This is a genomic window from Streptomyces sp. NPDC001393 (assembly GCF_053597455.1).
Window position 1 is genome coordinate 1 of record NZ_JBSFIH010000104.1, and the last position, 13,456, is coordinate 13,456.

Here is a 13,456-nt window from a genome sequence, read left to right on the forward strand (position 1 = left end):
GAAATCGCGGAAGCGGTTCTGTTCCTTGTTTCGTCCCGCGCCAGCTACATCACCGGCGCGGTTCTCGAGGCACGCGGCGGACAGCTCGCGATCGGATGACTTTGGGCTGGGCCGCGATGGATATGCCAAACCCGACGCCCATGCCCACGATGTCTGCCTCGACCCGCAAAGAAGCTGTTTCTGATCCTGGCGTGAGCGGTTGACGCGGTGTAGTTACGGCAGCAGCAGGCGAGAGGATGACCGCTTCCCAAAGCATCCGGTGGCCATGCCGGCCACTGTCGGTCTGCATTCTTTGGCATGCGGTCAGGGTCCGTCTGGGCGAGGCTGACGTGATGGTAGAGCTCTGTGTGATCAGGTACCTGCGGTCGGGTCGGCGCCGGTGATCCCCACACTCATCCCTTTCGCAGCGCCTCCGTTCCTGGTGCCCGATCGCAGCCTCGTTCCGGCCCACCTGCGCGTTCTCGAACGCCCTTGCCCGCTGGATCTGGTCCCGACGGAGTAGCCGGGCGGGCGCCTGGCGCATTCCGAGCCTAGAAAGAGACAGGGAGCTCAAGGCGATGGAGGGAGAGGCTTGGGATGCGGCTCGTCGTGGACCTCACCCGCTGCCAGGCGTATGCGCAGTGCGTGTTTCTCGCACCGGAGATGTTCGAGCTGCATGGCGAGGAAGCGCTGCTGTACCGCCAGGAAGTCCCGGACGATCAGCTGGAGCGCGTGCGCCAGGCCGCTGCGGCGTGCCCGGTCCAGGCGATCCTCGTGGGTGAGGAGGTGAGCGCCGGTGCCCGGTGACCTTCGGGAGGGCCCCATCGTCATCGTCGGCGCGTCGCTGGCCGGGTTGCGGGCTGCCGAGCAGCTGCGCGAGGAGGGTTTCACCGGCTCGCTGACCGTGGTCGGGGACGAGCGCCATCCGCCCTATGACCGGCCGCCGCTGTCCAAGCAGGTTTTGCTCGGCATGTCGGCGGCGGACACCACCGGGCTGCCGATGCGCCGCGCCCCGGACGCCGACTGGCGGCTCGGAGTGCGGGCCACGGGGCTCGACCCGGTCGGCCGTCAGGTCCTGCTGGCCGACGGCGAGTCCCTGCCCTACGACCGGCTGCTGATCGCCACCGGAACCCGGGCGCGCCCCTGGCCCCAACCGGAGCAGGCTGCCCTGGATGGAGTCTTCACCCTGCGCACGCGTGAGGACGCCGGGTGCCTGGCCGAGCTGCTGGCCGCCGGGCCGCGCCGGGTGCTGATCATCGGCGCTGGCTTCACCGGTTCGGAGATCGCCTCGGCCTGCCGGGAGCGGGGCATCGAGGTCACGGTCGCAGAACGTGGTACCGCACCGCTGGTGGGCGCCCTCGGCGGCACGCTGGCGAGACTCGCGGCCGGCCTGCAGCGGGCCCACGGCGTGGACCTGCGCTGCGGAGTGACGGTCACCGCGCTGTGCGGGAACGCCAGCGGGCGGTTCACCGGAGCTGACCTCTCCGACGGCAGCCACATCGACGCGGACGTGTGCGTCATCGCCATGGGTGCGGTCCGCAACGTCGAGTGGCTGGCGGATTCCGGGCTGGCGGCGGGCCCGCACGGGGTCGCCTGTGACGCGGGGTGCCGCGCTTTCGACATGTACGGAATCGTCACCGACGATGTTTTTGTGGCCGGCGACGTCTCCCGCTTCCCTCACCCGCTCTTCGATTACCAGATGCTCTCCTTGGAGCACTGGGGCAACGCGGTCGCGCAGGCCGAGGTGGCGGCCCACAACATGATCAGTTCCGGGCCGCCGCGGCGTCCCCACCTCGCGGTTCCGGTCTTCTGGTCGAGTCAGTTCGGGGTCAACATCAAGTCCGTGGGTGTCCCTACCTACTCCGACCAGGTGGTCATCGCCCAGGGCTCGCTCAGCGAACGCCGTCTGGTGGCGGTCTACGGCTACCGGGGCCGCATCACTGCCGCCGTCACCGTCAACATGGCCAAGTGGCTGGAGTACTACCAGGGCCTGATCGAGGCCGCCGCCCCGTTCCCGCCCGTGCCCGGCGCGGCCGACGGCCATCCGCTGGTGACCGAATTCGCGCTTCCCTCCGACGTGCCGGATCCAAGGGGGCTGTCCCACGGCCCAACCGTCGCGCTGACCGGTCACCTGCCGGACCGCCGGCTGACCGTGGTCCGGCCCGCCGGCTGACCCTTCCGTTCTTCCCTGTCACGAGGAGCCCGTCGATGGCTGTCGACACCCTGCTGGAGCGGATCACCGACTACGCCAACCGTCCCGACCCGTACCCGCTGTACGCGGAACTCCGCGAGGCGGGCGTGGCGCGGCAGACGGACGGCAGCTACCTGGTTGGCGGGTACTACGACATTGTCGGCCTGTTCCACAACCCACGGCTCAGCTCGGACCGCCGCAACCGCGCCGGCACCTACAGCGGCCTGCCGGCGGATGAGGAAGAGCCCCGCCCTTTCATCCGGCTCGATGACCCCGAACACCGCAGGCTGCGCAGCCTGGCCACACGGCCGTTCGGTCCCCCGCACAGTCCGGGCCGGATCGACGCGATGCGAGACGAGATCACCCGGATCACCGACGAACTGATCGAGTCGCTCCAGGGCCGTACGCGAGTCGACGTCGTCGACGACTTCGCCTATCCGCTGCCCGTCTCCGTCATCTGCCGACTCCTTGGTGTACCGCGCGAAGACGAGCCGACCTTCCGCGAGTGGTCCAACGCCATCATCGACTCCGGCGACATCCGGCCCGGTGAGGACCTCGGCACGAGTCAACGGGCCGGCAACCAAGCCCGGGCGCAGATGGGCCGCTACCTGGTGGACCTCGCCGAGCAGCGCCGCGGCCACCCGGGGGACGACATGCTGTCCGCGTTCGTCAACGACCCGGACCCGGCTGGAGGGCTCACCCGCGAGGAACTGGCGGCCACCGCCGTGCTGCTGCTCGTCGCCGGACACGAAACCACGGTCAATCTGATCACCAACGGCGTCCTCACCCTGCTGCGCCACCCCGACCAGCTGGAGCGCCTGCGCCGTGAACCCGACCTGCTTCCTGGCGCAGTGGAGGAACTGCTGCGCTACGAGCCCCCCGTCCATTTGCTGGAGCGTATTCCCCTCACCCACGTCGACGTCGCCGGCACGACCATCCCCAAGGGCGTACCCGTGCTGCTCGTGCTGGCCTCGGGCAACCGTGACCCCAAGCGATTCCGCGACCCCGACCGGTTCGACCCCACCCGCCGGGACAACCAGCACCTCGGATTCGGCAGCGGCATCCACATCTGCTACGGCGCACCCCTCGCCCGGGTCGAAGCCCAGATCGCCCTGGGAACGCTCCTTCCCCATCTCACCACCGCAACCCTGGTCGAAGACCCTCCTCCCTACCGGAACAGCGCCGTGCTGCGGGGCCCCCGGCACCTTCCCATCGAGCTGGCCCCGTCGCCGTAGACGCAATGAACCGCCTCGCCGTGGCGATGGAACCGAGGCAGCACGCGGAACGGAGCTGCTCAGTCGCGGGCGCGCTGGTCAGCGCCGGTCGTTCGTTCGGTTGTACCTCAGCCGGTTCGGAGCGCCGACGAGCCACAGGGCAGGGCGCGGCGGAGCGAACTCGCCGAGTGAGGTGCCGCTATAACGAACGGCAACCCAATCGACATGGAGCTGACCGTATGGCTCAGCCCGTGTCCTCCATAGCTATGGGCCGTTTTGAGATGAGAGAGCAGGCAACCGCGAACGCTGGGGTGCACATGACGTCCACTTCCCCTCATCGGGAGCCGATCCGCGTCGGTGTCGTAGGTCTGAGCGCGAGCGGCGGGTGGGCGGCCACCGCCCATCTGCCGGCACTGGCCGGGCTCGACGGATACGAGTTGCGCGCGCTGAGCGCCAGCAGCGCCCAATCCGCGCGTGCGGCCGGCGAGAAGTATGCGGTGCCGCTGGCCTACGGCAGCGCGGAGGAACTGGCCCGCAGTGAGGAAGTCGATCTCGTGGTGGTGACGGTGAAGGTTCCGCATCACCTGGAACTCATCCGACCCGCGCTCGAAGCAGGGAAGATGGTGTTCAGCGAATGGCCGCTGGGTGCCGACCTCGCGCAGGCCGAGGAATTGGCCGACCTCGCGCACCGCAGGGGTGTGCTCACGGCCGTCGGCCTGCAGGCCCGGTCGGCTCCGCCGCTTCGGTACCTGCGGGATCTGGTCGCCGACGGCTACGTGGGGCGGGTGCTGTCGACCAGCATGCTCGGGTCGGGCTGGATCGGGGGCGCCACTTACGACGACAACTATGCGTACATCCTGGACGTCACGAGCGGCGCCACGCTGCTGTCGATCCCCTTCGGGCACTCGGTCGACGCGCTGACCATGGTGCTCGGGGAGTTCCGCGAGGTGTCGGCTCACATCGAGAACCTGCGCCCGGAGGTCACGAACGTCATGAGCGGGGAGGTCGCGGCCAAGACCGCAGAGGACCAGATCGCCGTCACCGGGGTGCTGGAGTCGGGGGCCGTAGCCGCAATACACATCCGTGGTGGGACGTCCCGCGCCACCACGTTTCACTGGGAGATCAACGGCACGGACGGCGATCTCGTCGTCAAGGCCGACCAGACGCTGTGGTTCCAGGGGCGGCTGCGGCTGTACGGCGCCCGGGGACAGGACGGCGCGTTGACCGAACTTCCGGTCCCCGCCCGCTATCAGCGGTCGCTGACGCAATGGACCGAGCGATCCACCGAGCCCGCCTGCAACGTCGCCCACGCGTACGCGCTTCTGCGCGACCAGATCACCGGGAACCTTGCGCCGGATGAGGACGGTGTTCCCGACTTCCGGCACGCCGTCCGGCGACACCGCATGCTGGAGCGGATCCGAGAGGCGGCGCGCGCGGGCCGGAGGGTCACACTCGCAGAGCAAGGCTCGTGGGCCCCGAAGTGAGTCAGGTCGGGAACTCGACCGTTTTGCCCTCGGCGAGGATGACCACGGTTCCGGTGTTCCCCGAGGCCGTTATCCCAAGAGAGAAGCGAGCCTGCGCCATTCCTCCCTCGGGAGCTTCTCCCTGTGGGTGCCGGTGAGCACCTGGAGGGCCACGTGGTCCCCGCCTGCCTGGTGGAAGGTGTCGATGCGGTCGCGGATGCGGTCCCCGTCGCCCCAGGCGAAGACCGCGTCGATCAGGCGGTCGCTGCCCCCCTCCGTCAGGTCGGCCTCGGTGAAACCGTGCCGCAGGAAGTTGTTGGTGTAGTTCGGCAGGGTGAGGTACATGGCGAGGGCGTCGCGGGCCAGCGCGCGGGCCCTCGCCGGGTCGGTCTCCAGGACCACCTTCAGCTCCGGGGCGAGCAGCGGGCCCTCGCCGAGGATCTCGCGGGCCTGGGCGGTGTGTTCGGGCGTGACCAGGTAGGGGATGGCGCCGGCCGCCCGCTCGCCGGACAGCTTCAGCATCGTCGGGCCCAGCGCGGCCAGCACCCTGCTGTCGGCGGCGACGCCGGCCTCATCCAGCTCGTCGAGGTAGTCGGTCATCGCCGCGTACGGGCGGCTGTAGTCCTTCACCAGCGGTCCGTGGCTCACTCCGAGACCCACCAGGTAGCGGCCGGGGTGCGCCGATTCCACCTCGGCGAAGCCGGCCGCGGTCGTGGCGGCCGCCTGCTGCCAGATGTTCAGGACGCTGGTGCCGACGACGATGCGGCGCGTCGCCCCGATCAGCGGGGCGGCGTGGTCGGCGGTGCTGTTGTTGCCGAGCCAGATGGCGCCGTACCCGAGTTCCTCCAGTTCGGCCGCGGCCTCGTCCAGTTCGCCGCGCCGGGCCGGGTCCTCCGAGCGCAGTTCGACACTCCAGACGCCGTACCGGCCGACTCGCTGCTTCAGGGGGACTGTGGCGTCGCTCATCGGGTGTTCCCTCCGGGTGGTGGGCTGTGCCGTGATCATCACGTCTCCAGCCACTGCCAACCAGAGGGCGTCCCGGGTCGATTCCCGCCGTTCCCTCAGTTGGTCGAACGGCCATAAGACGTCGAACACCCTCGATCTCGCCACTGCGGTGGCGGGCTCGTGCGCTTCGTCGGGCTGGTCGTCTACGGAGAGCGACGACGTCCCGGCCCCCATAGGCACGCTGCGACGGCTCGCGCACACGGCGCTGGCGGCCGACCGACTTCCTGTTACCGGTCTGGACAAGGCCCCCACCAGACGAGAGGTCAGCCTCGCTTCCGACGGTGACCAAGGGTTGGGTCCCGGATACGAACGGCGCTGATTTTCTCGTGTTCTGCGTCCGATGGGTCAGCTCACGTCCGTTCGTAGCGTGGTGGACAGCGCGGAGGACGTCGTAGCCAATTCAGGACTGGCGTCTCCATGTCCGCTTGTTACTCGGTTCTGAAAGGGGAACGTCATGAGTGGACATGCCTCACAGATCGGTCGCCGGGCTGCCGTCGGTTCGATACTCCGCAGGCGCGCCCCCTCCGGTTGCAGCGCGCCACTCAGAGCTTCTTTACTAATAGGTACAGATCCATCTAAACCATGCGGTCCATGAGCTAGGACGCGGAGGGCTCCGCGTCGGTTGGGGCGTAGTTGCCGCGTGCCAGTGCGCTGGGCCTTCAGTCGGTCTCTGGTCGGGTTGCCGCAAGGGAGATGTGGGCATCATGGGACAGCTTGATGGCAAGATCAGCCTGGTGACTGGCGGCTCGACCGGGATCGGTTTGGCCATAGCAGGTCGGTTCGTCGCCGAGGGCGCCACCGTGTACCTCACAGGGCGGCGCAAACCCGAACTTGACGCGGCTGTGGAGACCCTCGGGGGACGGGCCTTCGGCATACAAAGTGATGTCTCGGATCTCGACGCTCTGGATGAGCTGTTCGCGATCATCCAGGGCGGCACCGGACGGCTGGACGTCGTCGTCGCCAACGCCGGCGGCGGGGAGCTGGCGCGGCTGGAGGAGATCACCGAGGAGCAGTACCGTTCGACCTTCGACATCAATGTCAAGGGGACGATCTTCACGGTCCAGAAGGCACTCCCGTTGCTGCCGGACGGCGCCTCGGTCATCGTGCTCTCGTCCACCAACGCCTCGATGGGCGTCCAGGCCATGACGGTCTACAGCGCCACCAAGGCAGCTATCCGCAACCTGGCCCGCACCTGGGCCGCCGAACTCGCGGGGCGCGGCATCCGTGTCAATGCCCTCAGCCCGGGACCTATAGAGACCCCTGGCATCCGCGGTCTGGGCAGTCCGGCAAAGGACGAACGGCAACTGGCAGACCGTCTCGCCGACGAGATTCCCCTCGGCAGGATAGGACGCCCCGACGAAGTCGCCGCCACGGCCGTCTTTCTCGCCTCTGACCAGAGCTCCTTCACCACGGGAGCCGAGCTCTTCGTTGACGGCGGCCTTGTCCAGGTCTGAATACGGCCGCCATGTGCTGGCATCGCCGCGAAGAGAGGCCGGAAGACGGATCGGCCCGGCTGCCGGCGGAGGCCTGGGGAACTGCGCCCCCGTCCTTGAAGTGCTGATTCTTGCCTCAGGCGTCGAAGAACTCGGAGCCGGGAAGGGCCAACCCATGTCAGTGCAGTGCGGGACCGGCTGCTGGTGTAATGCCTCGATCTAGGGGAGCAGGTCATGCCCTCGCGACAACCGGGCCGCCGAATCTGGGGCGATAGAGCCTATCCGCATCTTGCGGGAGACCAGCTGGCCCGACTTTTTGAGTTCGGAGTTCCGCAGAACATCTCCGCAGGGCAGTTTGTATTCCGTCTGGGAGATGACAAGTATGACCTGGTGGTCATCGAAGAAGGCCAGCTTGAAATCATCAGAGAGGCAGGGCCGGGTTATTCCGAGGAGGTAATTGTCACCTTCGGACCGGGAGAATTTATCGGTGAACTCAGCATTCTCACGGGACAGTTCGTGTATCTCCCTGCCCGCGCTGCCACGGATGGCCGCATCTATCGAATCCCACCCGACCGGTTTCGCTTGCTGATGGAAACCGAGACCGCACTATCCGACATCCTGCTCACCGCTTTCAGGGCTCGACGTGAAATTTTGATGGAGTCCGCCTCGCACACCATTGAGGTCATCGGAAGCGCTTTCTCTGCCGAGTGCCTGGCGCTGCGCTCGTACCTTGAACACATGGGACTTCCGTATCGCTGGATGGACGATGCAACGCCGGACGGGTTGCTGCTGATGGGGCTCGCTTCGCTCACCGCAGGTGATTTGCCTGCTGTTCTCCTTCCGGGGCGCTCGCTACGCAACGCCACGCCCGGAAGCCTCGCGATGAATCTCGGACTGTCACATGAAGGAATCAAGGACGAAGAGATAGACCTCGCTGTCATCGGGGGTGGCCCTGCCGGACTGGGTGCCGCGGTGTATGGATCATCAGAGGGACTCGGGACTGTCTTGCTTGATGCCGTGGGCCCTGGAGGTCAGGCAGCAGCTAGTTCCCGCATCGAGAACTACTTGGGGTTCCCTAACGGAATCAGTGGCGCCGAACTGACCCGCCTCGCCGCCGTACAAGCGCTGAAATTCGGATCTCGCCTCTACTCGCCTTCGTGTGCCGTAAGCCTCCAGCCCCTTGCCGACCGGATTCAGATTTCCCTGTCCGACGGCACGGATATTCTTGCGCGCGCCGCTATTATCGCTACCGGTGCCCGCTACCGGTCCCTTCCGATCGCCCGCTGGAAACACTTCGAAGGGGCAGGAATCTATTACGCTGCCACTGAGCTGGAAGTCCGTTCGTGCGCAGGCAGGTCGGTGGCTGTGCTGGGAGGGGCGAACTCTGCAGGGCAAGCAGCTCTGTTCCTGGCCGGTAAATCAATTGCAGTCAACATCATCCTGCGCCGCGACAACATCAGGGCCCGCATGTCTTCTTATCTTGTTCGCCGTATCCTCGCGGATCCGCGCGTTACCGTGCATACGTCAAGCGAAGTGACAGCACTCGAAGGGGAAGACTCTCTGGAGGCCATCAGGATCAGAAATTCCGCTACTGGCGTCGAATCTCTGCTGGGATGCAGCGGGCTTTTCTGCTTCATAGGTGCAACACCGGCAACTGATTGGCTAAATGCAGCGTGCGCAGCCGACAAGGACGGATTCGTATATACCGATGTGCACATTGATGAAAAAAGTCTGGGGCCGCCCTGGCAGGAACTGCAGCGTTCCCCACTCCCCTTTGAAACGAGCATTCCCCGTGTCTTTGCCGCTGGCGACGTACGACATGGGTCAATCAAGCGTGTCGCCGCCGCAGTCGGCGAAGGGGCCTCTGCCGTTTCTTCCGTTCATCAGGTCATAGGGGTTCCCGGGGTCCCCTTCTGAGGGCGAGCGGGGCGGGCAGTACAAGCTTGGCCGTTCGGGCGAGCCGATGTTCGCAAGCCTCGAAACAGGCTCGTTCTGTCCTGTCTTCGCCCCGTAATGCCCGTTACGCGGCGTACAGTTTTCTCATGGCCCGGCCTCGGCAGTTTGACGACGAGGAGGTTGTGCGGGCTGCTCGCGACCAGTTCTGGTCCCACGGTTACGACCGCACCTCCATCGACGATCTGAGCGCCGTCACGGGCTTGGGACGCGGAAGCCTGTACGGGGCATTCGGAGACAAACACGCCTTGTTCCTGCAGGCTCTAGACAGCTACAACAGCGACGCGATCAGAGCCTGGCGTTCTGCTCTGCGCGGCCCGGGACCGGCCCTCCCGCAACTGGAGCGCTTTGTGCGCGACATCGCCGAAGTGATCAGCAGGGACGTGGAGCGGCGCGGCTGCATGATGGCCAGGAGCGTCACGGAACTCGCCGCGGTCGACAAGACCGTCGCCGAGCGGATTGCTGCGACTGTCCGCGGAATGCACAGCGAGCTGTCGGACTGCCTTGCCCGGGCCCAGGAGGAGGGCTCGCTGGATGCCGAGGCGGACACGGACGGTCTCGCAAGCCTTCTCCTTGCTGTGCTGCGGGGACTGGAGGCCCTGGGCAGGGCGGGAGCCGCAGCGGAGGTTGTCACCGGCGCTGCCGAGCAGGCACTGGCCCTTCTTCCCCGCGTGTCCACGAACGAGCCGGCGCCGGACCGGCTGGAGGACCGTTCAGCGCCGTGACCCGGTCCTGTTCTGGACGGCCCTTGGGTTTTCAGTGCCATGGGCCGCACGCCCAGGAGGTCTTGCCCCGCCAGACGTCACGGGCGTCGCCTGGCCATTGCGCGCAAGCCGCCTACGAACAGGACGATCAGCAGCACAGGGGCGCCTACCAGGGATGGATGAGGACGGTGCCGACCTTGCCGGGCCGTCGCGTGTGTTGCACGGCCTCTGCCAGGTCGCCGAGACCGTAGGTGGCAGCCAGGCAAACCGGTCCTTGGCCGCCATCGCGATCATCTTCGCGGCGGCGACGTCGGATGTCTGCCTGCCGAGGGAGGTATCTGACATCCAGCGGCCGATGCTCCTGCCGCGCAGCGCCGGCGATTTGTGCACCTGGTCGCCCGGGGGCTCATGGTGCGACCAGATCGTGGCTGTCCTCTATCAGCTCCCGAATCAGTTCGTCCGGGACATCGCCGGCCAACGAAATGTTGACCCAGTACCGTTTGTTCAGCTTGTACGCCGGGTGCACTGCCTCGAAGCGGTGCTGCAACGCGGTGACCCGCTCCGGATCGGCCTTGACTGTCACCTGGTCGTCCGGGAACTCATGGCCACTGAGGATGGCAAACACCTTGTTGTTCGCCACTGTCTTGAACACCACGCGGTCCGGGGCGAACGGACGCGACTCGCTGACTCCGGTGAAAGAGAGCGCCAGCTCCCGGACGTCGTCCACGTTCATGGCTACCTCGCTTCCATAACGGAAGTTGCAGGAATCCGCCCTTGGTAGCAGGGGCTACCAAGGGCGGATGAGGACGGTGCCGACCTTGCCGGGCTGCACCGCGTGCTTCACGGCGGTGGCCAGCTCGCCGAGGTCGTACGTAGCGGCCACGTCGAACTGGTTTTGGAACGCCAGCGCGATCAGTGTCGCGGCGACCGCGTCCGATGCCCGCCTCTCGGCGGATGCCTCCAACAGCCACCGGCCGAGGGTCGCGCCCCGCACTGTCAGCGCGCGGTGCAGCAGTGTCGACGCATGCACCGAGATCGGCTCGTCGGCGAGTTCCCCGTAAATGATCAGTCTGCCGCCCGGCGCCAACAGGTCCAGGAGGCTTTCCGTCAGCTTTCCGCCGACAGGGTCGAAGGCCACACTGAGCGGGCGGCCGCCGGCTGCCTTGCGGACCTCGTCGGCCCAGCCCGGATTCTCCGTGGCAACGACCGGGACGTCCGGGAACCGCTTGCGCAGCTCGGCGGCACCGCGGTCACTGCGGACGACGTTGACCAGGCCCACGTTGTGGTACTGCATCACGCCGGTTACCAGCCGCCCGACCGACGAGCCGGCGGCGGCCTGCACCAGATAGCCGTCGTATCCCAAGGCCACGTGCTGCTCCGCCTCACGGCGCAGCATCACCGCGGTCAGTGGGTTCGTCAGCATCTGCGCGGCGACCTCGTCCGACAGCTCATCAGGCACGGGGACGACCGTCTCAGCGTTCGCCAGGATCCACTGTGACCATCCACCCGGCAGGGGAAAGGCTGTTACACGGCCGCCAACCTCGACGCCCGGAGCCACGCGCGTATCCGGGCCGATGGCCTCCACCAAGCCGGTCCCTTCCACGCCGATCGGTACCGGCCCTGCAGCCGTCGCGGGGAAGGCATCGAGGCCCAGGAGATCACCAGGGTGAACCGGGAAGGCCGTGGCACGGATGAGGACCTGACCGTGCACGGGTGCTTCCGGCTCGGGCTCCTCGATCACGGTCAGGACGTCGGCGGGCGCCCCGCTACGGGTCCAGACGACACGACGGTTCATGATTCTCCTCCTGTGCGCTGGTGTGTATGGGGCTTGGCCGGGGCGTCAGCCGGCGTCCTGGAGCAGCAGGTGCTTCGCGCTGAGCGGGCCGTCCAGCTGCATCAGCCGGCCTCCCTCCCGTAGCCCGCCGAGGTCCAGGGCGGCGAATCCGAATTCGCCGAGCAAGCCGGCCACGGCCGCCTTCGCGTCGGCGTCGTCGCCCGCGTAGAAGACCACCTGACGGCCTTCCTCGTGCTGGGGGTCCGCGGCGATGAACGCGGCGAACAGGGTGTTGAACGCCTTCACGATCCGCGCGCCGGGCAGGCGCTGGGCGACCCATTCGCTGCCCGTGAGGTCGCCGACGTCGTAGCGGCCCCGCCAGGGGTTGGCCGCGGCGAACTGGTTCGTCGTGTCGACGACGATCTTCCCGGACCAGTCGGCAAGGCCGGTCAGGTCCGGCACTGCGGAGAACGGCACCGCGAGGAAGACGAGGTCCGGCTGCGCCGCCTCCTCGGCCGTCACCGCGTGGGCCTTCGGTCCCAGCTGCTCCACGACCGCCTTGAGTGTCTCCGGGCCCCGGCTGTTGCCGATGAGTACCTCGTGCCCGTGACGGATGGCCTTGTCGGCGACGGCCCGGCCGATCTCTCCCGCGCCGAGAATGCCGATGGTGCTCTGTGCGGCCATGCTGCACCTCCTTGATCGTGTGCCGGGGATCGTGCCGGCGCCCCGGCAGCGGCTGTGTGATCGGCTCCGGCCGCTTCCTGTCGGGGTGGTCCCGGCCTCGGCGGCAGGTGCGGCTGCGCCTACGCGCGATGCGGGTTGAAGTCCAGCAGTACCTTGCCGTTCTCCCGGAAGTACGCGAGCGCCTCGGGAAAGTCCGCCGCCTTGTAGACGGGCGCGGAGGGCAGGACGAGTCTTCCCTCGGAGACCAGCCGCGCGGACTCCGCGTTCAGAGCCGGAAGCTGGGGAAGGAACTCGTCCTGGTACATCCAGAATTCCGTGGTGGTGATGTTCTTCGTCCTCAGCACGTCGGGATCGGGCGTGAACGGCTGGCCGCTCAGATACCCGTAGATCGCCAGCAGGGCGCCGTCGGTCAGTACGTCCAGCAATAGTGCGGTCGCCGCACCGCTGACACCGTCAAGGCCGAGCAGCACGGGATCGGATCCGATGGCTTCCCGCACGCGCGCGCCGGCGTCTGCCGAGTCGACAACCACGATGTCGGCTCCGAGGTCATGGAGTTCGCTCACGAGTTCCGCGCGGCGCACGATGTTGATCGTGCGCAGCCCTCGTTCCTTGGCGAACACGATGACAGACCGGCCCACCCCGCTGTTGGCCGCGTTCTGCACCACCCAGGAGCCGGCCGGGAGGTCCCGCAGGCCGACCAGGAGCCCCGCGCTGACGGGATTGATGGTGAGCATCGCTGCCTGTTCAAGACTGATGGACTTGTCCACGACGGTCAGGTCTGCTGCCTCGGCCACGACCCGCTCGGACCAGGAGAAGACGCCGAAGGGAAGCAGGACCCTCTCGCCGGGGCGGAGCTCGGTGACGCCGGGCCCTACGGACACGACTGTCCCGACGCCCTCGTTTCCGATGGCTGTCGGCAGCTCAGGGCGTACGGGATAGATACCTTGCGCCAGGAGAAGGTTGAGCTGTCCCGGGTTTCGTAGAGTCCGGTGATCTTGTTTCAGGCGGGCTGCTGGGTGGCTTCCTGTTGTCGCCACCAGTCGCGTTCGTACTCGG

Annotated in this window: 12 protein-coding genes; 7 read left to right on the top strand and 5 right to left on the bottom strand. The window is 67.2% G+C overall.

Annotated features, from left to right (window positions below; all coding sequences use genetic code 11):
- The first annotated feature begins 576 nt into the window (after positions 1–576).
- The 4 genes from ACWC2T_RS44630 (at position 577) to ACWC2T_RS44645 (ending at position 4,868) form a co-directional block, all read left to right on the top strand.
- The gene (locus ACWC2T_RS44630; protein ID WP_450676017.1) at positions 577–786 is read left to right on the top strand and encodes a ferredoxin; all 210 of its coding nucleotides are present in this window, start codon (positions 577–579) and stop codon (positions 784–786) included.
- Complete coding sequence (locus ACWC2T_RS44635; RefSeq protein WP_450676018.1) at positions 776–2,152, top strand: NAD(P)/FAD-dependent oxidoreductase; 1,377 nt, start codon at positions 776–778, stop codon at positions 2,150–2,152. Before ACWC2T_RS44630 ends, ACWC2T_RS44635 begins: the two co-directional genes overlap by 11 nt.
- Before the next feature lie 35 nt (positions 2,153–2,187).
- Positions 2,188–3,405, top strand: coding sequence for a cytochrome P450 (locus tag ACWC2T_RS44640; protein WP_450676019.1), 1,218 nt, complete (start codon positions 2,188–2,190; stop codon positions 3,403–3,405).
- 296 nt (positions 3,406–3,701) lie between these two features.
- Positions 3,702–4,868, top strand: a complete 1,167-nt coding sequence (locus ACWC2T_RS44645; protein WP_450676020.1) for a Gfo/Idh/MocA family oxidoreductase — start codon at positions 3,702–3,704, stop codon at positions 4,866–4,868.
- A 69-nt stretch (positions 4,869–4,937) separates the two neighbouring features.
- Here ACWC2T_RS44645 and ACWC2T_RS44650 read toward each other — a convergent pair whose 3' ends face one another.
- Positions 4,938–5,813 (bottom strand): LLM class F420-dependent oxidoreductase, encoded by an 876-nt coding sequence (locus ACWC2T_RS44650; RefSeq protein ID WP_450676021.1) that lies wholly within the window; start codon positions 5,811–5,813, stop codon positions 4,938–4,940.
- 743 nt (positions 5,814–6,556) lie between these two features.
- On the opposite strand from ACWC2T_RS44650, the gene ACWC2T_RS44655 reads away from it, so the two are divergent.
- The 3 genes from ACWC2T_RS44655 to ACWC2T_RS44665 all read left to right on the top strand — a co-directional run bounded on the left by ACWC2T_RS44655 (position 6,557) and on the right by ACWC2T_RS44665 (position 9,963).
- Complete coding sequence (locus ACWC2T_RS44655; RefSeq protein ID WP_450676026.1) at positions 6,557–7,306, top strand: SDR family NAD(P)-dependent oxidoreductase; 750 nt, start codon at positions 6,557–6,559, stop codon at positions 7,304–7,306.
- Between the two features lie 213 nt (positions 7,307–7,519).
- The gene (locus ACWC2T_RS44660; protein ID WP_450676022.1) at positions 7,520–9,202 is read left to right on the top strand and encodes an FAD-dependent oxidoreductase; all 1,683 of its coding nucleotides are present in this window, start codon (positions 7,520–7,522) and stop codon (positions 9,200–9,202) included.
- A gap of 125 nt (positions 9,203–9,327) precedes the next feature.
- Positions 9,328–9,963, top strand: coding sequence for a TetR/AcrR family transcriptional regulator (locus ACWC2T_RS44665; RefSeq protein ID WP_450676023.1), 636 nt, complete (start codon positions 9,328–9,330; stop codon positions 9,961–9,963).
- Positions 9,964–10,348: 385 nt separating this feature from the next.
- On the opposite strand, the gene ACWC2T_RS44670 is transcribed toward ACWC2T_RS44665, so the two are convergent.
- The 4 genes from ACWC2T_RS44670 to ACWC2T_RS44685 all read right to left on the bottom strand — a co-directional run bounded on the left by ACWC2T_RS44670 (position 10,349) and on the right by ACWC2T_RS44685 (position 13,437).
- Positions 10,349–10,675 (bottom strand): MmcQ/YjbR family DNA-binding protein, encoded by a 327-nt coding sequence (locus tag ACWC2T_RS44670; protein WP_450676024.1) that lies wholly within the window; start codon positions 10,673–10,675, stop codon positions 10,349–10,351.
- 54 nt (positions 10,676–10,729) lie between these two features.
- A complete protein-coding gene (locus ACWC2T_RS44675) occupies positions 10,730–11,683 on the bottom strand; it encodes a zinc-binding dehydrogenase (protein ID WP_450676025.1) in 954 nt (317 codons plus the stop codon).
- Positions 11,684–11,782: 99 nt separating this feature from the next.
- Positions 11,783–12,400, bottom strand: coding sequence for an NADPH-dependent F420 reductase (locus ACWC2T_RS44680; RefSeq protein ID WP_055492065.1), 618 nt, complete (start codon positions 12,398–12,400; stop codon positions 11,783–11,785).
- 119 nt (positions 12,401–12,519) lie between these two features.
- Positions 12,520–13,437: a zinc-dependent alcohol dehydrogenase family protein gene (locus tag ACWC2T_RS44685; protein ID WP_450676027.1), complete on the bottom strand. Its 918-nt coding sequence runs from the start codon at positions 13,435–13,437 to the stop codon at positions 12,520–12,522.
- Positions 13,438–13,456 lie beyond the last annotated feature (19 nt).